Below are 20,306 nucleotides of genomic sequence, written 5' to 3' on the forward strand. Positions count from 1 at the left end.
GATCAGGCGTCCGTCAGAGCGGATATCACCAGATCGCAGCTACGCTGGGCATAAGCCGTCAGCACCAGGCGAATCTGTGCAAAATCACGGGCCAGCACGGCAGCGAGCAAGCGCTCGAACAGCTCGAGGAACTCGCTCATCGACGCTTTGCGCAGGTCCAGCGCGAGGAAATACGCACGGCTCATGGCCGGCTGCAGGTTCTCGACGGTCTCCTGCAGGTACGGGTTGTTGGCGAACGGGTACGCGGCGCGCATCACATTGAAGCTGTCGTCGACGAAAGTGCGGATGTCCTGACGCTCGTAGCTGGCCGTCAGACGTTGCTGGATCTGCACGAACGGCGCCATGTCGGCCTGGGTTTTCCAGCCGCTGGCCACCGAGTTACCGAGCAGGATATAGAGCTCGCTCATCAGCGTGCACAGGCTCTGCACCTTGTGCGGCGTGAGTTCGGTAACGTGAGCGCCACGGCGCGGCAGGATCGCGATCAGGTGCCGACGCTCGAGGATCAGCAAAGCCTCGCGGACAGAACCACGACTGACGTTGAGGGCCAGCGTGACCTTCTGTTCCTGGATGCGCTCCCCGGGCTTCATTTCGCCGCGAATGATGCGTTCGGCGAGGTGGTGAGCGATCTGCTCGGCGAGGCTGTCCGGCGCCTTGAACGTCATGGTTGTCCTTCAAACTCTTCGATCTGTACAAGCGGCGCAGTGTAGCGCAATTGCTGCATCAGGGCGGAGTGCCCGCCCGGAGGTTTTTGGCACGAATCAAGCAAATCCAGGCAAAAAGGCAGGCTGACGAACCAGCGACAATAATTAACGAACAGGTGGTTGATCGACAAAATGCATTTTCCTGACCTTTAAGTCAGAAAATCATTGACCGAAAAGTCAGACCTGCTAAATTCGGTCCTATCGGTTAACAACAATAATGAGTCTGCGAGGCCTTCCGTGATCCAGTTTTTACTAAACCAGGAACTCCGTAGCGAGCACGCCCTGGACCCGAACCTGACCGTGCTCAATTATCTGCGCGACCATGTGGGCAAACCCGGCACCAAAGAAGGCTGCGCCAGCGGTGACTGCGGTGCCTGCACCGTGGTGGTCGGCGAATTGCAGACCGATGATGGCGGCCGCGAACACATTCGCTATCGCAGCCTCAACTCGTGCCTGACCTTCGTGTCGTCCCTGCACGGCAAGCAATTGATCAGCGTTGAAGACCTCAAGCACAAAGGCGAACTGCACAGCGTGCAGAAAGCCATGGTCGAATGCCACGGTTCACAATGCGGCTTCTGCACCCCCGGTTTTGTGATGTCGCTGTTTGCCCTGCAAAAGAACAGTGACGCACCGGATCATGCCAAGGCCCACGAAGCACTGGCCGGCAACCTCTGCCGTTGCACCGGCTACCGGCCCATCCTGGAAGCGGCCGAGCAATCCTGCTGCGGCAAGCAGCCGGATCAGTTCGACGCCCGCGAGGCCGACACCATCGCGCGCCTGAAAGCCATTGCCCCGACCGATATCGGCGAACTCAACAGTGGCGACAAGCGCTGCCTGGTGCCGCTGACCGTGGCCGACCTGGCCGACCTCTACGACGCTTATCCACAGGCCCGCCTGCTGGCCGGCGGTACTGACCTGGCACTGGAAGTCACGCAGTTCCACCGCACCCTGCCGGTGATGATCTATGTAGGTAACGTTGCCGAGATGAAACGCATCGAGCGTTTTGACGATCGCCTGGAAATCGGCGCCGCCACGGCCCTTTCCGATTGCTACGAGGCCTTGAACGCCGAGTACCCGGACTTCGGTGAACTGCTGCACCGCTTCGCGTCCTTGCAGATCCGCAACCAGGGCACCCTGGGCGGCAACATTGGCAACGCTTCGCCAATCGGTGACTCGCCACCCTTGCTGATCGCCCTGGGCGCGCAAATCGTCCTGTGCAAGGGCGAAACCCGCCGCACCATGGCCCTGGAAGACTACTTCATCGATTACCGCGTTACTGCGCGCCAGGAAAGCGAGTTCATCGAAAAGATCATCGTGCCGCGCGCCAGCGCCGAAAAACTGTTCCGTGCCTACAAGGTCTCCAAACGCCTGGACGACGATATCTCGGCAGTCTGCGCCGCCTTCAACATTCGCCTGGAAAACGGCGTCGTCGCGCAAGCCCGCGTCGCCTTCGGCGGCATGGCGGCCATCCCGAAACGCGCCACAGCCTGCGAAGCCGCATTGCTCGGCGCGCCCTTCAACAACGCCACCATAGAACGCGCCTGCGCGGCCCTGGGCGAAGACTTCACGCCGCTCTCGGACTTCCGTGCCAGCAAGGAATACCGCCTGCTCAGTGCGCAGAACCTGCTGCGCAAATACTTCATCGAATTGCAAACACCGCACATCGAGACCCGGGTGACCGCTTATGTCTAATCATCACGCCGTAGAGAAGACCCAAGCCGAATTGGCTGAACTGTTCGCCAGGGACCTGACCACCGGTGTCGGCCGCAGCGTCAAGCACGACAGCGCCGCCAAGCATGTGGCCGGTGAAGCACAGTACATCGATGATCGCCTGGAGTTTCCGAACCAGTTGCACGTTTATGCACGCATGTCGGACCGCGCCCACGCCCGGATCATCAGCATCGACACTTCGCCCTGCTACGCCTTCGAAGGCGTGCGCATCGCCATCACCCACGAAGACGTGCCGGGCTTGAAGGACATCGGCCCACTGATGCCCGGCGATCCGCTGCTGGCCATCGACACGGTGCAATTCGTCGGTCAACCGGTGGTCGCCGTTGCCGCGAAAGACCTGGAAACCGCGCGCAAGGCCGCCATGGCCGCGATCATCGAATACGAAGACCTCGAGCCCGTGCTGGATGTCGTCGAAGCCCTGCGCAAACGCCACTTCGTACTCGACAGCCATACCCATAAACGCGGCGATTCGGCCACGGCACTGGCCACCGCCGAGCACCGTATACAGGGCACCCTGCACATCGGTGGCCAGGAACACTTCTACCTGGAAACCCAGATCTCTTCGGTGATGCCGACCGAAGACGGCGGCATGATCGTCTATTGCTCCACGCAGAACCCCACCGAAGTGCAGAAACTGGTGGCCGAAGTGCTGGACGTGTCGATGAACAAGATCGTCGTCGACATGCGTCGCATGGGCGGCGGTTTCGGCGGCAAGGAAACCCAGGCGGCCAGCCCGGCGTGCCTGTGCGCGGTGATCGCGCACCTGACCGGCCAGCCCACCAAGATGCGCCTGCCGCGCGTCGAAGACATGCTGATGACTGGCAAGCGTCACCCGTTCTATGTCGAGTACGACGTGGGCTTCGACAGCACCGGGCGCCTGCACGGCATCAACCTGGAACTGGCCGGCAACTGCGGTTGCTCCCCTGACCTGTCGGCATCGATCGTCGACCGGGCGATGTTCCACTCGGACAACTCGTACTACCTGGGCGACGCGACCGTCAACGGTCACCGCTGCAAGACCAACACCGCGTCGAACACCGCCTACCGTGGTTTCGGCGGCCCGCAAGGCATGGTCGCCATCGAAGAAGTGATGGACGCCATCGCCCGCCATCTGGCCCTGGACCCTTTGGCCGTGCGCAAGGCCAACTACTACGGCAAGACCGAGCGCAACGTTACCCACTACTACCAGACGGTCGAGCACAACATGCTCGAAGAGATGACCGCCGAGCTGGAAGAAAGCAGCCAGTACGCAGAGCGTCGCGAAGCGATCCGTCGCTACAACGCCAACAGCCCGATCCTGAAAAAGGGCCTGGCGCTGACCCCGGTTAAATTCGGTATTTCCTTCACCGCCAGCTTCCTCAACCAGGCCGGCGCCCTGGTGCACGTCTACACCGACGGCAGCATCCACCTGAACCACGGCGGCACCGAAATGGGCCAGGGCCTGAACACCAAGGTCGCGCAGGTAGTGGCCGAAGTGTTCCAGGTGGAAATGAATCGCGTGCAGATCACCGCGACCAACACCGACAAAGTACCGAACACCTCGCCGACCGCAGCGTCCAGCGGTGCCGACCTGAACGGCAAGGCCGCGCAGAATGCTGCCGAAACCATCAAGAAACGCCTGGTGGAATTCGCCGCTCGCCAATACAAGGTCAGCGAAGAAGACGTGGAATTCCACAACGGCCATGTACGGGTCCGCGACCACATCCTGACCTTCGAAGCACTGATCCAGCAGGCCTATTTCGCCCAGGTGTCGCTGTCGAGCACCGGCTTCTACAAAACCCCGAAAATCTACTACGACCGCAGCCAGGCACGCGGCCGTCCGTTCTACTACTACGCCTTTGGCGCGGCGTGCTGCGAAGTGCTGGTCGATACCCTGACCGGCGAATACAAGATGCTGCGCACCGACATCCTCCACGACGTCGGCGCCTCGCTGAACCCGGCCATCGATATCGGTCAGGTCGAGGGCGGCTTCATCCAGGGCATGGGCTGGCTGACCATGGAAGAGCTGGTGTGGAACAACAAGGGCAAGCTGATGACCAACGGCCCGGCCAGCTACAAGATCCCGGCCGTGGCGGACATGCCGCTGGACCTGCGGGTGAAGCTGGTGGAAAACCGCAAGAACCCGGAAGACACGGTGTTCCATTCCAAGGCCGTGGGCGAGCCGCCGTTCATGCTTGGCATCGCCTCCTGGTGTGCGATCAAGGACGCCGTGGCGAGCCTGGGCGACTACAAGCATCAACCGAAAATCGACGCACCGGCGACCCCGGAGCGGGTGTTGTGGGGCTGTGAGCAGATGCGCCAGTTCAAGGCGGCGAAGGCTGTCGAGGCGGAGACCGAGTTGGCTCCGCTCTAGACCGAGGCGCCCCCATCGCGGGCAAGCCCGCTCCCACAATGGATCCCCGAATGACAGAGATCGAAATGTGGGAGCGAGCCTGCTCGCGAAGAGGCCGGAACAGACAACAGAGATGTTGAGGTGTTTATGTACAACTGGATCGACGCCCTCGCCGACCTGCAAAACCGTGGTGAACCCTGCGTACTGGTCACCATCATCGAAGAGCTCGGCTCTACGCCGCGCAATGCCGGTTCGAAGATGGTCATCAGCGCCAGACAGGCCTTCGACACCATCGGTGGCGGGCACCTGGAATACAAGGCCATGCAGATTGCCCGCGAGATGCTGGCCAGCGGCAAGCAGGACACCCATCTGGAGCGTTTCAGCCTCGGTGCCAGCCTCGGCCAATGCTGCGGTGGTGCAACCGTCTTGCTGTTCGAACCGATGGGTCAGGTGCAAGCGCAGATCGCCGTGTTCGGTGCCGGTCACGTCGGCCGCGCCCTGGTGCCGCTGCTGGCCAGCCTGCCCTGCCGGGTGCGCTGGATCGATTCGCGGGAAGAGGAGTTCCCCGAACAGATTCCCCATGGCGTGCGCAAAATCGTTTCCGAAGAGCCTGTGGATGAAATCGATGATTTGCCAGCCGGCAGCTATTGCATCGTGATGACCCACAACCATCAGCTCGACCTCGAACTGACCGCCGCCATCCTCAAGCGCAACGACTTCGCCTATTTCGGCCTGATCGGCTCGAAGACCAAACGCGTGAAGTTCGAACACCGCCTGCGCGACCGCGGTTTCGACAGCAGCGTCGTGCAACGCATGCGCTGCCCGATGGGCATCGGCGAAGTCAAAGGCAAGTTGCCTGTGGAAATCGCCATCTCCATCGCCGGCGAGATCATCGCCACTTACAACGCCAACTTCGGCCAGCAAACCGCCAGCGCCGGATCGATTGCCAAACTGCTGCCTGCGTCACGCCGCAGCCAAGCCTCCAACTGAGAATTCTCATGTCTTTGACTCGCAAAGCCTACCGCGCCGCCATCCTGCACAGCATCGCCGACCCTGCCGAAGTGGGTATCGAAGCCTCCTACGAGTATTTCGAAGACGGCTTGCTGGTTGTGGATAACGGCCAGATCAGTGCCCTCGGCCACGCCAGCGAACTGCTGCCGACCCTGCCGGCCGATATCGATATCACCCACTACCAGGACGCGCTGATCACCCCCGGCTTCATCGACACCCACATCCACCTGCCGCAAACCGGCATGGTCGGCGCCTATGGCGAGCAATTGCTGGACTGGCTCAACACCTACACCTTCCCGTGCGAAAGCCAGTTCGCCGACAAGGCCCACGCGGATGAAGTCGCGGACATTTTCATCAAGGAACTGCTGCGCAACGGCACCACCACTGCGCTGGTGTTCGGCAGCGTGCACCCGCAATCGGTGAACTCGTTCTTCGAAGCCGCCGAGCAACTGGACCTGCGGATGATCGCCGGCAAGGTGATGATGGACCGCAATGCCCCGGACTACCTGACCGACACCGCCGAATCCAGCTACGTCGAAAGCAAGGCGCTGATCGAGCGCTGGCACGGCAAGGGTCGCCTGCACTACGCCGTCACCCCGCGCTTCGCACCGACCAGCACCCCGGAGCAGCTGACCCTGGCCGGCCAGTTGCTGACCGAATACCCGGATCTGTACATGCAGACCCACATCAGCGAAAACCTCAAGGAAATCGAGTGGGTCAAGGAACTGTTCCCCGAGCGCAAAGGCTACCTGGACGTCTACGATCACTACCAGTTGCTCGGCGAGCGCTCGGTGTTCGCCCATGGTGTGCACCTGTGTGACGACGAGTGCGCGCGACTGGCAGAAACCGGCTCGGCCATCTCGTTCTGCCCGACCTCGAACTTCTTCCTCGGCAGCGGCCTGTTCAACCTGCCGATGGCCGAGAAGCACAAGCTCAACGTCGGCATCGGCACCGACGTGGGCGGCGGCACCAGTTTCTCGCTGCTGCAAACCCTCAACGAAGCCTACAAGGTCATGCAGCTGCAAGGTGCGCGCCTGAGCCCGTTCAAGTCGCTGTACCTGGCCACCCTCGGCGGCGCCCGCGCACTGCGCCTGGAAGACAGGATCGGCAACCTGCAACCGGGTACCGACGCAGACTTCCTGGTGCTGGACTACAACGCTACGCCGCTGCTGGGCTATCGCTTGCAGCAGGCCAACAACATTGCCGAGACGTTGTTTGTGTTGATGACACTGGGGGATGACCGGACTGTGCTGCAGACCTACGCGGCGGGGAATCTGGTGCATCAGCGCTAAATTCTTCCGGGCAATAAAAATCCCCCGAAGCTTTTCAGCCCGGGGGATTTTTGTTGCCTGTCAAATTGCTATCGCGGGCAAGCCCGCTCCCACAGTGATCTTCGGTGGTTACAAAACTTTCAGTTCACCTCGGACCCTGTGGGAGCGGGCTTGCCCACGATTGGCGCGACGCGGTTTCGGATCAGATCTTCGCCGGCGAACGCCCTGGCTTCTTGGTCTGCAACAAATGCGAGAACACCGCATGCAGATCATCCGACGCACTCTCCTCGTCGAGGTTGAGCTTGCTGTCGATGTGATCCATGTGATGCATCATCAGGTTCACCGCCAACTCACCGTCGCGCTTCTCGATGGCGTCGATCAATTGGGTGTGTTCGTCGTAGGAGCAGTGGGAGCGGTTGCCGCTTTCGTATTGGGCAATGATCAGCGAAGTCTGGGACACCAGGCTGCGCTGGAAGCTGATCAACGGCGCGTTTTTCGCCGCTTCGGCCAGTTTCAGGTGGAACTCGCCCGACAGGCGGATGCCGGCACCACGGTCGCCACGGGAAAAACTGTCACGTTCGTCGTTGACCATCTGGCGCAATTCGGCAATCTGCTCGGCGGTCGCGTGCTGAACAGCCAGCTCGGTGATCGCGCGCTCCACCAGTCGACGGGCCATGAACACCTGGCGGGCTTCTTCGACGCTCGGGCTGGCGACCACAGCACCGCGATTCGGACGCAGCAACACCACGCTTTCATGGGCCAGGCGCGACAAAGCACGGCGAATGATGGTGCGGCTGACCCCGAAAATCTCCCCCAGCGCTTCTTCGCTCAACTTGGTGCCGGGCGCCAGACGCTGCTCGAGGATGGCCTCGAAGATATGCGCGTAGACAATATCGTCCTGGGTACCGCTGCGACCGGCTTTACCGGCTCGCGGCTGTTTCTTTAGGGGTTGCAACTGTTCGTTCATGGGCACTCGGGTCGGAAGAACTGCGGCGAATTGACGGTGACTGTAATACGGCACAGTGGGTCGCTGGCAAGTATCGCGTAAAAAACATGCCGATTGTACACAATGAATGGTGGCAACACGACTGTACGGCTGAATGTTGCCTCGGCTGTATCGCAACGTCTGGTTACCTTTGAGTTTAGGCTTGTTCGCAGAATCCGCCTTCCTGTGGGAGCGGGCTTGCTCGCGAATGCAGTCTGTCAGCAACATCAATGTCGACTGACACGCCCTCTTCGCGAGCAAGCCCGCTCCCACAAGGTTCTGCATCGCTGCGAACATCTTCATCTGTTAAGGAACACCCCCGTCATGAACGACGCCACCCACACGCAAATCCGCCCTTTGGCCGACACTTCGCCATCGGCCATCGTCGCCGGCTTCATCGCCATGATGACCGGCTACACCAGCTCCCTGGTGCTGATGTTTCAGGCCGGGCAAGCGGCGGGCCTGAGCAGCGGGCAGATTTCTTCGTGGATCTGGGCCATCTCGATCGGCATGGCGGTGTGTTCCATCGGCCTGTCCTTGCGCTATCGCACGCCGATCACCATTGCCTGGTCGACCCCGGGCGCCGCACTGCTGATCACCAGCCTGGGGGGTGTGAGCTACGGCGAGGCCATTGGTGCCTACATTACCTGCGCGGTGCTGGTGACGATTTGCGGGCTGACCGGCAGTTTCGAACGACTGGTGAAAAAGATCCCGGCATCCCTGGCCGCCGCCCTGCTGGCAGGAATCCTGTTCAAGATCGGCAGCGAGATTTTCGTCGCCGCGCAACACCGCACCGCCCTGGTTCTGGGCATGTTTGTCACTTATCTGATGGTCAAGCGCCTGTCGCCCCGCTATGCGGTGTTGGCGGCATTGCTGATTGGCACCGCATTGTCAGGCTTCATGGGGCTGCTGGACTTCAGCGGCTTCCACCTGGAAGTGGCCACGCCGGTCTGGACCACCCCGCACTTCTCCCTGGCCGCGACCATCAGCATCGGCATCCCGCTGTTTGTCGTCGCCATGACCTCACAAAACATGCCCGGTATCGCCGTACTGCGTGCCGACGGTTACACGGTGCCCGCCTCGCCGCTGATCACCACCACCGGCATCGCCAGTTTGCTGCTGGCACCCTTCGGTTCTCACGGGATCAATCTGGCGGCGATCAGCGCGGCGATCTGCACCGGACCGCACGCCCACGAGGATCGCAACAAGCGCTACACCGCAGCGGTCTGGTGCGGGGTTTTCTACGGGATCGCCGGGGTGTTCGGCGCGACGCTCGCGGCATTGTTTGCCGCGCTGCCCAAGGAACTGGTGCTGTCGATCGCGGCGCTGGCGCTGTTCGGCTCGATCATCAACGGCTTGAGCATCGCCATGAGCGAAGTGAAAGAGCGTGAGGCGGCGCTGATCACCTTCATGGTCACGGCATCGGGCCTGACGCTGTTTTCCATCGGTTCGGCGTTCTGGGGGATTGTCGCGGGGGTGGTGACGCTGGTGATTTTGAATTGGAGAAAGCAGCTATAAGCTGCAAGCTGCAAGCTGCAAGCTGCAAGCGCATTTAACTTGCCGCTTGCAGCTTGAGGCTTGTAACTGCTTTTAAGCCTGATTGATCGGCTTTTCCGGGTACCAGACGTCCAGCAGCGGGCTGACTTCAACGCTGGTCAGCTCGGTGCGACCCTTGAGCCAGGCTTCAACGGCAGCGCGCTGTTCAGCGCTGACCGAGCCACGCTTCTGCAGGCAAACCAGACCGTAGTCGTCGCCGCCAACATAGCCAAGGCCGTTGGCTTCCATGGCTTCTTTGAGGAACGCATCGAGGAACGCATCAATGGCTTCTTCGGACAAGTCTTCTTTGAAGTCCAGGTTCAGTTCGAAACCCAGCTCTTGAAATTCATCGACGCACAGTTTTTTGCGCAGACGCTGGGAACGGTTAGTCGCCATTGGAACAATCCTCTTGAGTAATAACGGGCGGCACTTTAGCAGTTTAAGCCGCCGATTGCCTGACTCTCTGGGCCTCCACACCTACCGTCGGTAAAAAAATAGCCGATCGGACAGCACGCGCACGGCACAAGTCGTGACACCTTGGGGCATAATGCCGACACTTTCATGACCATTGAGGGAATTTATCTCCATGCCCTCGTTTTTTTCCCCTCGGCTGTAGGGTTTTATTTCAGATGATCAAATCTTTGCGTCCATTGCTGTTGGCTGGTTTTCTTCTACCCCTGGCCCTCCCCGTTTGCGCAGCTCCACTCAATACCGCGTTGTCGCCCAACGTTGAAAAAGCCTTGAAAGCCAGCAAGTTGCAGGACAACGCCCTGTCGCTGGTGATGATCCCGCTCACCGGTCCCGGCATCCCGACAGTGTTCAACGCAGACGTGTCGGTCAACCCGGCGTCGACCATGAAACTGGTCACCACCTACGCGGCCCTGGAAATGCTCGGCCCGAACCATCAGTGGAAAACCGAGTTCTACACCGACGGCACCCTCAGTGGCGGCATCCTCAACGGCAACCTCTACCTCAAGGGTGGCGGCGATCCGAAGCTGAACATGGAAAAACTCTGGCTGTTGATGCGCGACCTGCGTGCCAACGGGGTCACCCAGGTCACTGGCGACCTGGTGCTGGATAAAACCTTCTTCGTGCAACCGCAATTGCCGGAGTTCAATGACGATGGCAACGACGACAACAAGCCGTTCCTGGTCAAACCCGACTCGTTGCTGGTCAACCTCAAGGCCCTGCGCTTCGTCGCGCGCAATGACTCGGGCAAGGTACTGGTCTCGGTGGAACCGCCGATTGCGAGCATCCGCATCGACAACCAGGTCAAGGCCCTGAACTCCAAACAGTGCACCGGTGGTGTGCGCTACAACCCGGTGGCACAGGCCGATGGCACTGTAAGCGTTACCGTTGGCGGTCAACTGGGTGAAGGCTGCAGCTCGCAGACCTACCTGTCGCTGCTCGACCACGCGACCTACACCGCTGGCGCCGTCCGCGCGATCTGGAAGGAACTGGGTGGCAGCATCCAGGGCAGGGATGTGCTGGCGCCAACACCCAAAGACGCCAAGGTTCTGGCCCGGGCGTTCTCGCCGGACCTGGCGGAAATCATCCGCGACATCAACAAGTACAGTAACAACACCATGGCCCAGCAGTTGTTCCTGAGTCTCGGCCAACGCTTCCGCACCGAGGCCGATGGTGACGACGCCAAGGCAGCCCAACGTGTCGTGCGTCAGTGGCTGGCGAAGAAGGGCATCACCGCACCGCACCTGGTAATGGAGAACGGTTCCGGCCTGTCCCGTTCCGAGCGCGTAAGCGCCCGGGAAATGGCCTCGATGCTCGAAGCGGCATGGCGCAGCCCGTATGCCGCCGAGTACATCAGTTCGATGCCGATTGCCGGCACCGACGGCACCATGCGCAAGCGCCTGAAGACCACCGCGATGCGCGGCGAGGCCCACGTCAAGACCGGCACCCTGAACACCGTGCGGGCGATTGCCGGTTTCAGTCGCGACGTTAACGGTAATACCTGGGCGGTCGTGGCGATTCTCAACGACAAGGCCCCGTTCGGTGCTTCTTCGGTGCTGGATCAGGTGCTGCTGGACCTGTACCGCCAACCGAAAGTGCCGCAGACGGCTTCGGTGTTGTAACCCGGCTCTGAAGAACACTGTAGATCCCTTGTAGGAGCGAGCCTGCTCGCGATAACGGAGTGTCAGCCACCATCAATTTGACTGGACTGACGCCATCGCGAGCAGGCTCGCTCCTACAGAGGTCAGTAGACAGCCCAGTTAATTCATCTCCTCCTCAACCCGATCCCTTCCTGCCTGTTTCGCCGCATACACCCCCGAATCCGCACGCAGCAGCAGGGCATCGGCACCCTCTCCGGCCCGCCAACTGGCAATCCCGAAACTGGCGGTCACCGTACCGACACCTTCAATGGGTGAACTGCGCAGGCCTTGCCACAATTGCAGGGCCAACACGTAGGCCTGTTCGCCAGCGATATCCGGGCACAGCACCATGAACTCCTCGCCACCCAGGCGACAGAACACATCGGTGCGACGCAGCCGGTGACCGATCCGTTCGCAGACCGCCTGCAACACCCGATCCCCGATGGCATGGCCATGCAGGTCATTGATGCGCTTGAAGTGGTCGATATCGAGCATGATCACCGATAAATCCCCACTGCTTCGCTCCACCCGGGTCATTTCGATGGTCAGGCGCTCCTGGAAATAACGCCGGTTGTGGATGCCGGTCAGCGAGTCGGTGACCGATAACGCGCGCAACTCTTCTTCCACCCGCTTCATATCGGAAATGTCCGAGATGTAGCCGTGCCACAGCACACCGCCACCGGGCAGTTCCTCCGGAGTGGCTTCGCCGCGAACCCAGCGTAAACCACGTTGCGGCAGTTGCACGCGGTACTCCTCGCGCCAGGGGCTGAGGGTGTCGGCCGAGGCACGGATGGAGGCGCGGACACGGGTGGTGTCCTGAGGATGAATCCGGGTGAAGATCGACTCGGCGTTGAGCAGCAGCACGTCGGGCTCCAGCTCGTAGATCTCGCGAATGCCGTCGCTGGCGTAAATCACGCTGAAACGTCCGTCGAACTCCATCTTGAACTGGTAGATGCCACCGGGCACATGGGCGCTGAGTTTCTTCAGCAGCAGATCCCGCGCCGCGAGCGCTTCGTGGACTCGCTTGCGTTCGGTGATGTCGATGCACACCGCCAGGTGCCCGACCCACAGGCCTTGTTCGTCGAGCACCGGTGTGGCGAGCATGTTGACCATCAAATGGCTGCCATCGCCGCGCACCAGCGTCCACTCCCGCGCCTCGTAGCCGCCCTCGACACCGCCTTCGACCAGCATCGCCTGGCAAGTCGGCACCGGTTTGCCAAAGCGCTCACTCAGTTCCACGGAGCGAGCGACCAGTTCCCGGGGCAGGTGCAGGTTCTCCAGGGTCATATGGCCGACCACTTCGGCACTGGTATAGCCAAGCATCTGCTCGGCACCGGCGTTGAAGGTGCTGATGACGCCGCGCAAGTCGGTGGCGATGATCGCCACCTGGGTAGCGGCGTTGAGCACGCCACGCAACTGACCATGGGTGCCGCGCAGTTCCTGCTCTCGATCGCGCAGTTCCCGGGTTCGTTGCTCGACCAGCCCCAAGGCGCGCTGCCGCTGACTGACCAGCACGTACAGCAGGGCACTGAGCATCACGCTGAGCAATCCACCCAACACCACCACGCTGGTCACGGAGGAATGGTTGGCCTGCACGAACGCGTCGCTGGGCTGGATATCGACTTGATAGTCATGGTCGGCCATACGCAACAGGCGTGTGGCGGACAAATCGCTGATGGCCGGCAGGTTGGCCGACTTGAACAGCACTTCGTGCTGGTCGTCGGTCGACAAATCGAGGATACGCACCGAGAGATAGTCACGGCTCGCTTCCGGCAGCCCGTCCGCCAGCAACTGGCGCATGCTGATCACCGCCATGACATAACCGTAGGGCTTCGTGCCCATGGGATCCTGAATGCTGCGCCTGGTGACCGGCGCGACCAGCAACACACCTCGTGCGTAGGCGGGTTCGATACTCACCAGATGCATCGGTTGGGAGACCGCCATGCCGCCATGCTGATCGGCCCGCTCGAGCGTGGCACGCCGCAGCGGCTGGGCCAGCAAATCGTAACCCAGGGGAGAGCCGAGTTTGCTTTGCGTCTGGCTATAGAGCACCGCGACGTACTCATCTCGCTCGCCGGCCGGCTGCAATTGGCCATCGGCATTGAGTTCTCTCAGGGTAAAGCTGCTCAAGCCTTCGTCACGCGCGCGACGCTCGAACGCCGCCCGCTCGTCACGCGTGACCCGTTGCGCATAGGAGTACGCCTGGGTTCGCAGCAGCAAAGGTTGGGTGTAGCCGTCGAATTCCGCTCGGGAAACCGAATCGGAATTGGCAAAAAAACGGCGCAGCCCATCGAGGCGCTGCTCCTGATCTTCGAATCGCTCTTCGATACGGCTGTAACGCTCATTGGCCAGCAATTGAAAACGTTGCCGCAATTGATGGTGAAACAGATTCAGCGTCGACCACGCCAGCAAGCCCGTGAGCACCCCGCCGACAAGCAATACCAGCAGTGCGACCCGCCAGGCCGAAACATCTTCGCTGATAAAGCCCAGGATCCTGGGGCGCACGGCGCGCAACGACATAGAACGCAAACTCAAAACGCCAGGTGCGGAGAAGCCCATTGGCCATGGGTTGAGTTATAGCCATTCGCCACTAATTTGACCAGCACTGAACGACCCCTGTAGGAGCGAGCACGCTCGCGATGGTCGCTAACGACAACGCGGGGAACCTGATGCCCCGCGGTGTAGCGTCCACCATCGCGAGCGTGCTCGCTCCTACAGGATTCCAAGTATCAACGAGCCGTGATTTTCCAGGCGCGATGAATCTTCGCGTTGCGGGCAAAATCCGCATCGATGGTCTGGGCGGTGATTTCTTCGACCGCATAGCGCTCGCCGAGGTTGGCCTCCAGTTCGAACTTGCGGAAGTTGTTGGAGAAGTACAACACCCCCCCCGGTGCCAGACGCGCCATGGCCAGGTCGATCAGTTGCACCTGATCGCGCTGCACGTCGAACACGCCTTCCATGCGCTTGGAGTTGGAGAACGTCGGCGGGTCGATGAAGATCAGGTCGTACTCGTCGCGACTGGCTTCCAGCCACGCCATTACATCGCCCTGCTCCAGGCGGTTCTTGTCGGAAAAACCGTTCAGCGACAGGTTGCGCCGCGCCCAGTCCAGATAGGTTTTCGACAGGTCGACACTGGTGGTGCTGCGCGCACCGCCCCTGGCCGCATGCACACTGGCCGTCGCGGTGTAGCAGAACAGATTGAGGAAGCGTTTGCCGGCCGCCTCCTTCTGGATACGCATGCGCATCGGCCGATGGTCGAGGAACAGGCCGGTGTCGAGATAGTCGGTGAGGTTCACCAGCAGCTTCACGCCACCTTCATTGACCTCGACGAACTTGCCCTGCGCCGCCTGACGCTCGTACTGCTTGGTACCGCTCTGACGCTCGCGTCGCTTGACCACCACACGACTCTTGTCGATGTTCAACGCCTGCGGAATCGCCGCCAGGGCATCGAACATGCGGGCCGAGGCTTTTTCCGGGTCGATGGATTTTGGTGCAGCGTACTCCTGAACATGGACCCAATCGTGATACAGGTCGATGGCCATGGAGTATTCCGGCATGTCGGCATCGTAGACGCGGTAACAGTCGACGCCTTCACGCTTGACCCACTTGCCCAGGGTCTTGAGGTTCTTTTGCAGGCGGTTGGCGAACATCTGCCCGCCTTCGCTCAGGCGCGGTTGCTCGATCACCGGAGCCGGTGCCGGCTTGATCGGGTTGCCGTTCTTGTTGAACTTGCGTTCCTGAGGCTCGTTTGGCGCCTGATCATAAGCGGCTTGTTCACGCTCGACCTGGCGCTGCTCCGGGGTACGGCGCTCGCCGGTGACGAACTGGTCCGGCAGCACCTTGATCAGCAGCAGCTTGCACGGCAAGGCGCCGTTCCAGAACGAATACTGCTTGTGGCTGCGAATGCCCATGCGCTTGCCCAGGTCCGGCGCGCCGGTGAACACCGCCGCTTCCCAGTTCAGGCAGGCCTGACGCAGGCGTTCGCCGAGGTTCTGGTAGAGATAGAGCAGGCTCGCCTCGTCGCCCAGGCGCTCGCCGTACGGAGGGTTGCAGATCACCAGGCCTTTCTGGTTCTGGTCCGGACGCGGCTCGAAGGTCGCGACCTCGCCCTGGTAGATCTTGATCCACTCGCTCAGCCCGGCACGCTCGACGTTGTTGCGGCCCGGTTGAATCAGGCGCGGGTCGGCTTCGTAACCGCGAATCCACAGTGGCGGCCTGGCCAGACCGGCCGCGGCGCGTTCGGACGCTTCTTCATGGAGTTTTTTCCACAGCGCCGGTACATGCCCGAGCCAGGCGGTGAAGCCCCACTGCTCGCGACGCAGGTTCGGCGCGATATCGGCGGCGATCATCGCTGCTTCGACGAGGAAAGTACCCACGCCGCACATCGGGTCGGCCAGGGCGCCGCCTTCGGCCGCGATACGTGGCCAGCCGGAACGGATCAGGATGGCGGCCGCGAGGTTTTCCTTCAGCGGTGCCGCACCTTGCTGCAGGCGATAGCCGCGCTGGTGCAGGCTGTGACCGGACAGGTCGAGGGACAGAATGGCTTCGCCACGGTCCAGGCGCAGGTGGATACGCAGGTCCGGGTTGAGCTTGTCGATGGACGGACGAGCGCCTTGCGGGGTACGCAGTTTGTCGACGATGGCGTCCTTGACCTTCAGCGCACCGAAGTGAGTGTTGTCGATACCCGAGCCATGACCACTGAATTCGACGGCCAGGGTGCCGTCATTGAGCATGTGGTCTTCCCAGTCGATGTCCAGCACGCCGTGGTACAGGTCTTCGGCGTTCTTCATCGGGAAGCGCTTGAGCACCAGCAGCACACGGTTGGCCAGGCGCGACCACAGGCACAGGCGATAAGCGGTTTCCATGGTGGCCATGCCGCGCACGGCAGAGGTGTGTTCCCGCGCTTCCTCAAGGCCAAGCCCGACGGCTTCCTCGATGAGCAGGCCTTCAAGGCCTTTTGGGCAAGTGAGGAAGAGTTCGAAACGATCGGACATGGGAATTCCAGAACCTTTGGCTGAGCGACCGGGCAACGCATTGCCGGTCCGGTTTTCAATCAGGCGCTTTTCTCGAAGAGCGCCCGCGTGGCACGAAAGTGTGCCGTTCCACCCCTGCTGCCCGGGTCAAATGAGCTTAGATGCAAGGACAGATAAAAAAGTTGATGCAATAAAATGTCATAACTCGACCCTTCGTCGAATAGTGCTTCCCGCCAACGGGAGCCATTCTCACTAAGGGATTAAGCCCATCATTCAGTGCAGGGCCGATCATACCGGGGTTTGGCCAATAAATACGCTAAAAACACTCTGTTACTTATGGCCTTAGCACATCAATAGTTACGTCCTTATGACAAAACGATCATTCCCTCGATGTGACGCATTGGTTAGAACTCAATACAGGTTGGCGCCACAATGACGCCAACACCTTGGCTCGTCACGCCGGCAACGAGCCCCAACGGCAGAGTTTTTCTGCCAGACCTCTGATAGAGGTCGACGCGATAAATACAGTCAACAAGTGAGGGCTACACCCTATGAGAAGACTTAAGCGTGATCCGTTGGAAAGAGCATTTTTGCGCGGATATCAATATGGCGTTGGTGGTAAATCCCGTGAGCTTTGCCCATTTACTCTACCGTCGGTACGTCAAGCCTGGATCAACGGCTGGCGAGAAGGACGCGGCGACAACTGGGACGGTATGACCGGCACTGCGGGAATCCACAGACTCAACGAACTTCACGCCGTCGGCTAATTACAGGGCACAACACTCCGACACGACAATCTGATTTTGTACTGAATTAACCATGCGTGTCCCATCCGGACCGCGGGCTCCGGCCCAGGGGCTCCTTCAAGGAGCCCTTTTTTATGCCTGCTCATTGGCCCATGACAATTCTCTGTAGGAGCGAGCATGCTCGCGATGAGGCCGGCACACCCAACTTCCATGCTGCCTGACACACCGCCATCGCGAGCATGCCGCAAGCGGGCACCCGCTCCTACAGGGGGATCAGCGTAGCGCTGCAATGGCGTCTACCGATTCACGAATCAGCGCCGGGCCTTTGTAGATGAAGCCAGAATAGATTTGCACCAGGCTCGCGCCCGCGGCAATTTTCTCCGCCGCGTGCTTGCCTTCGGTAATGCCACCGGCAGCGATGATCGGCAGGCGACCGCCCAGTTCCGATGCCAATACAGTCACGGTGTGGGTGCTCTTGTCGCGAACCGGAGCACCGGACAGGCCGCCGGCCTCGTCACCGTGCTCCATGCCTTCGACGCCTACGCGGCTCAGGGTGGTGTTGGTGGCGATGACCGCATCCATTCCGGTTTCGATCAGCGCTTGCGCAACCTGTGCGGTCTCTTCGTCGCTCATGTCCGGCGCGATCTTGATCGCCAGCGGTACATGCTTGCCATGACGCAAGGCCAGCTCGGCGCGGCGCTCGGCCAGGTCGGCCAGCAACTGCTTGAGCGAATCTCCGAATTGCAGGCTGCGCAGGCCCGGCGTGTTCGGCGAGCTGACGTTGACCGTCACATAGCTGGCGTGGGCGTAAACCTTGTCCAGGCAGATCAGGTAGTCATCCACGGCGCGCTCGACCGGTGTATCGAAGTTCTTGCCGATGTTGATGCCCAGCACGCCCTTGTACTTGGCGGCCGCCACGCGGGCCAGAAGGTAATCGACGCCGAGGTTGTTGAAGCCCATGCGATTGATGATCGCCTCGGCTTCCGGCAAACGGAACAGGCGTGGTTTCGGGTTGCCCGGCTGCGGACGCGGGGTGATGGTGCCGATTTCGACAAAGCCGAAACCCAGTTGGGCGAAACCGTCGATGGCCGCGCCATTCTTGTCCAGGCCAGCGGCCAGTCCCACCGGATTCGGGAAGTCCAGCCCCATGACATTCACCGGCATCTTCGCCGGGGCCTTGCACAGCAAGCCGTTGAGCCCAAGACGCCCACCCGCGCCGATCAGGTCCAGGGACAGATCGTGGGAGGTTTCCGGGGAAAGTTTGAACAACAGCTGACGGGCCAGGGTGTACATGGGCGGGTTGGACTCAGGGCGGCGAAAAGTGGCGGGGATTATAGCCGGGGTGGAGGGGATGCGCGAGAAAGCAGGAGCGTTTTCTGGTAGTCGCAACGGCTGAGGAGACCAATGATCCGACGACTTCAGTACACCCCTTCGTCATGACAGGAATCAAAATGTATTCACCTCTCATAGGATCCCAACCCGTTTTACCCCCTTCCTCCCCGTCGTGTTCCGGGCCTGACGTGCCGCGCAAGGACCACACGATAGTGGACATCGAACAATCGGTATCGTCTCGAGAGTTCGCCAACGAGCTGGGCGCACAATTACCGGTAGGCCACGTAACAATCGAAATGCAGGAGATAGGCCCCGTACTCATAAATTACGAGCAGCATCTGCAAGTCGTAGTAAACGAGATGTCCCAAGATCTGCCTGTCGAATCCGCAGCGCTGCAACAGACTGTCATCGATATGCTGGGGGGTGACGTCAGCCGCGCGGAGGCAAATGCACCACCTGGATCAATAAGCGAAGTCTTCATAAGTCTGCTGAAAAATGCGGGGCTGTACGATGTCACCCTAACGACCGTGCAACGCGCCCAGATCATCGTTGACTCTCTGGGTGAGCTTCTGGGCAAGTTGGGACGCAACGAATTTGAAGGCGACCTTGGACGACTGGCCAGCAACCTGACGATCTCCACGCTTCACACCGGTTTGATCGTAGGCACCCTCACGACGATCAGACAATTGCTGGGGTTCGCCATTGAAAAAGGCATGCAGTCCAACGCTGCCAGCTTATTGACTCGAAATGTCATAGGCGGTCTCTCCCTGATGATCGGCCCGGCACTGAACATCCTCGGCGCCGTCAGAGACGAATGGAACGGCACGGCGAATGCCGACACCCGTTTGTCCCGTCTCGCCACCTTTACACTGTCGATGACCGCGGTCGGCATGGCACTGGCAGCACCGCAGGCCCTTTCGGCGCTCGCCTCATCCGGCCCGCAAATGGCCTTCTACACCTATGTCCGCGACATCGTTCAATTGTTCAACAATACAACTAACAACGCGCATCCCACAGCCGGCGGTGTGGCGGCCACGGGAGCACTTTACGGGGGGCTCCAATACCTTGCCGGAACAGCCATGGACACGACTGCGCCCAACTCAGGTGCCGGATATGCCAGGTCTGTCGCCGAAGAGATCGTCAAATCCCTGATGCCCTTTCTGCCGCACGATTTATTGAGGGGGGCTTTCAATGCTCTGGTTGAAATACTTGACCAAGTATTGGGTGGCGAACTGATGCATGCCTTGCAAGGTGAAAAAGCACCTGAAGGTTATCGGATCAAATTCGGCTCTACGCATAATCCCAACGCCTCACAAGTGGCCGACGGGATACTGACCACCGCGGCAATGCGAACGTCGTTCGGTCAAACGATCATGGCCGCCGCGATATCCACGGGAACATTTTTTTCCAGTCTGGGCCTGCCCCCCGCCGTCACCAATCATGCTGTCAACGGCATGGTAGCTTTAGTCGCTTTTGTCGGGTACCCAGGTTTCGTATTCGCCCATGCGGGCAACAAACCTGTGGAAACTACAACGGTGTAAACAATCACATGCGTCCAGCCATTCAGGCTGGACGCAATC

15 protein-coding genes are annotated in these 20,306 nt (G+C 60.5%); 8 read left to right on the forward strand and 7 right to left on the reverse strand.

Annotation, left to right across the window (positions count from 1 at the left end):
* Positions 1 to 2 precede the first annotated feature (2 nt).
* Positions 3 to 662 (reverse strand): GntR family transcriptional regulator, encoded by a 660-nt coding sequence (locus tag CAG47_RS01275; RefSeq protein ID WP_085723113.1) that lies wholly within the window; start codon positions 660 to 662, stop codon positions 3 to 5.
* Positions 659 to 832 carry a hypothetical protein gene (locus tag CAG47_RS28555; protein ID WP_158091305.1) on the reverse strand — a complete coding sequence of 58 codons (174 nt, stop codon included), beginning with the start codon at positions 830 to 832 and terminating at the stop codon, positions 659 to 661. The genes CAG47_RS01275 and CAG47_RS28555 overlap by 4 nt, the downstream gene beginning before the upstream one ends.
* A 106-nt stretch (positions 833 to 938) precedes the next feature.
* On the opposite strand from CAG47_RS28555, the gene xdhA reads away from it, so the two are divergent.
* From xdhA to guaD, 4 genes are all read left to right on the forward strand, one after another.
* Positions 939 to 2,393, forward strand: a complete 1,455-nt coding sequence (gene xdhA, locus CAG47_RS01280) for a xanthine dehydrogenase small subunit (protein ID WP_085723114.1) — start codon at positions 939 to 941, stop codon at positions 2,391 to 2,393.
* Positions 2,386 to 4,785, forward strand: coding sequence for a xanthine dehydrogenase molybdopterin binding subunit (xdhB, locus tag CAG47_RS01285; protein WP_085723115.1), 2,400 nt, complete (start codon positions 2,386 to 2,388; stop codon positions 4,783 to 4,785). Before xdhA ends, xdhB begins: the two co-directional genes overlap by 8 nt.
* Positions 4,786 to 4,911: 126 nt before the next feature.
* The gene (gene xdhC, locus CAG47_RS01290) at positions 4,912 to 5,754 is read left to right on the forward strand and encodes a xanthine dehydrogenase accessory protein XdhC (RefSeq protein WP_085723116.1); all 843 of its coding nucleotides are present in this window, start codon (positions 4,912 to 4,914) and stop codon (positions 5,752 to 5,754) included.
* Positions 5,755 to 5,762: 8 nt separating this feature from the next.
* Complete coding sequence (gene guaD, locus CAG47_RS01295; protein WP_085723117.1) at positions 5,763 to 7,067, forward strand: guanine deaminase; 1,305 nt, start codon at positions 5,763 to 5,765, stop codon at positions 7,065 to 7,067.
* Positions 7,068 to 7,248: 181 nt separating this feature from the next.
* Here guaD and CAG47_RS01300 read toward each other — a convergent pair whose 3' ends face one another.
* Positions 7,249 to 8,013 (reverse strand): GntR family transcriptional regulator, encoded by a 765-nt coding sequence (locus tag CAG47_RS01300; protein WP_085723118.1) that lies wholly within the window; start codon positions 8,011 to 8,013, stop codon positions 7,249 to 7,251.
* Positions 8,014 to 8,355: 342 nt separating this feature from the next.
* On the opposite strand from CAG47_RS01300, the gene CAG47_RS01305 reads away from it, so the two are divergent.
* Positions 8,356 to 9,549, forward strand: a complete 1,194-nt coding sequence (locus CAG47_RS01305) for a benzoate/H(+) symporter BenE family transporter (protein ID WP_085723119.1) — start codon at positions 8,356 to 8,358, stop codon at positions 9,547 to 9,549.
* A gap of 72 nt (positions 9,550 to 9,621) precedes the next feature.
* Here CAG47_RS01305 and CAG47_RS01310 read toward each other — a convergent pair whose 3' ends face one another.
* Positions 9,622 to 9,963: a YggL family protein gene (locus CAG47_RS01310; protein ID WP_085723120.1), complete on the reverse strand. Its 342-nt coding sequence runs from the start codon at positions 9,961 to 9,963 to the stop codon at positions 9,622 to 9,624.
* 233 nt (positions 9,964 to 10,196) lie between these two features.
* Between CAG47_RS01310 and dacB the strand changes: the two genes are divergently transcribed.
* On the forward strand, positions 10,197 to 11,657 hold the full coding sequence (gene dacB, locus CAG47_RS01315) for a D-alanyl-D-alanine carboxypeptidase/D-alanyl-D-alanine-endopeptidase (RefSeq protein ID WP_085723121.1): 1,461 nt from the start codon (positions 10,197 to 10,199) through the stop codon (positions 11,655 to 11,657).
* A gap of 138 nt (positions 11,658 to 11,795) precedes the next feature.
* On the opposite strand, the gene CAG47_RS01320 is transcribed toward dacB, so the two are convergent.
* Together CAG47_RS01320 and rlmKL are read right to left on the reverse strand one after the other, a co-directional pair.
* Positions 11,796 to 14,195 (reverse strand): GGDEF domain-containing protein, encoded by a 2,400-nt coding sequence (locus tag CAG47_RS01320; protein WP_085723122.1) that lies wholly within the window; start codon positions 14,193 to 14,195, stop codon positions 11,796 to 11,798.
* A 209-nt stretch (positions 14,196 to 14,404) separates the two neighbouring features.
* Positions 14,405 to 16,669 (reverse strand): bifunctional 23S rRNA (guanine(2069)-N(7))-methyltransferase RlmK/23S rRNA (guanine(2445)-N(2))-methyltransferase RlmL, encoded by a 2,265-nt coding sequence (gene rlmKL, locus CAG47_RS01325; protein ID WP_085723123.1) that lies wholly within the window; start codon positions 16,667 to 16,669, stop codon positions 14,405 to 14,407.
* A 530-nt stretch (positions 16,670 to 17,199) separates the two neighbouring features.
* Here rlmKL and rmf point away from each other — a divergent pair.
* Positions 17,200 to 17,415, forward strand: a complete 216-nt coding sequence (rmf, locus tag CAG47_RS01335; RefSeq protein ID WP_003223300.1) for a ribosome modulation factor — start codon at positions 17,200 to 17,202, stop codon at positions 17,413 to 17,415.
* A gap of 252 nt (positions 17,416 to 17,667) precedes the next feature.
* Here the strand turns inward: rmf and CAG47_RS01340 are convergent, their stop codons facing one another.
* Positions 17,668 to 18,687, reverse strand: coding sequence for a quinone-dependent dihydroorotate dehydrogenase (locus CAG47_RS01340; RefSeq protein WP_085723124.1), 1,020 nt, complete (start codon positions 18,685 to 18,687; stop codon positions 17,668 to 17,670).
* Between the two features lie 251 nt (positions 18,688 to 18,938).
* Between CAG47_RS01340 and CAG47_RS01345 the strand changes: the two genes are divergently transcribed.
* Positions 18,939 to 20,267 carry a hypothetical protein gene (locus tag CAG47_RS01345; RefSeq protein WP_085723125.1) on the forward strand — a complete coding sequence of 443 codons (1,329 nt, stop codon included), beginning with the start codon at positions 18,939 to 18,941 and terminating at the stop codon, positions 20,265 to 20,267.
* Positions 20,268 to 20,306: the final 39 nt, after the last annotated feature.

It is taken from the genome of Pseudomonas sp. R37(2017) (assembly GCF_002113375.1).
Classification (GTDB): Bacteria; Pseudomonadota; Gammaproteobacteria; order Pseudomonadales; family Pseudomonadaceae; genus Aquipseudomonas.

Bases quoted from the DNA above. Each gene is read 5' to 3' on its own strand.
- CAG47_RS01275 (WP_085723113.1), bottom strand. From the start codon at position 662: ATGACGTTCAAGGCGCCGGACAGCCTCGCCGAGCAGATCGCTCACCAC.
- xdhB (WP_085723115.1), top strand. From the start codon at position 2,386: ATGTCTAATCATCACGCCGTAGAGAAGACCCAAGCCGAATTGGCTGAA.
- xdhC (WP_085723116.1), top strand. From the start codon at position 4,912: ATGTACAACTGGATCGACGCCCTCGCCGACCTGCAAAACCGTGGTGAA.
- guaD (WP_085723117.1), top strand. From the start codon at position 5,763: ATGTCTTTGACTCGCAAAGCCTACCGCGCCGCCATCCTGCACAGCATC.
- CAG47_RS01300 (WP_085723118.1), bottom strand. From the start codon at position 8,013: ATGAACGAACAGTTGCAACCCCTAAAGAAACAGCCGCGAGCCGGTAAA.
- CAG47_RS01305 (WP_085723119.1), top strand. From the start codon at position 8,356: ATGAACGACGCCACCCACACGCAAATCCGCCCTTTGGCCGACACTTCG.
- CAG47_RS01310 (WP_085723120.1), bottom strand. From the start codon at position 9,963: ATGGCGACTAACCGTTCCCAGCGTCTGCGCAAAAAACTGTGCGTCGAT.
- dacB (WP_085723121.1), top strand. From the start codon at position 10,197: ATGATCAAATCTTTGCGTCCATTGCTGTTGGCTGGTTTTCTTCTACCC.
- CAG47_RS01320 (WP_085723122.1), bottom strand. From the start codon at position 14,195: ATGTCGTTGCGCGCCGTGCGCCCCAGGATCCTGGGCTTTATCAGCGAA.
- rlmKL (WP_085723123.1), bottom strand. From the start codon at position 16,669: ATGTCCGATCGTTTCGAACTCTTCCTCACTTGCCCAAAAGGCCTTGAA.
- rmf (WP_003223300.1), top strand. From the start codon at position 17,200: ATGAGAAGACTTAAGCGTGATCCGTTGGAAAGAGCATTTTTGCGCGGA.
- CAG47_RS01340 (WP_085723124.1), bottom strand. From the start codon at position 18,687: ATGTACACCCTGGCCCGTCAGCTGTTGTTCAAACTTTCCCCGGAAACC.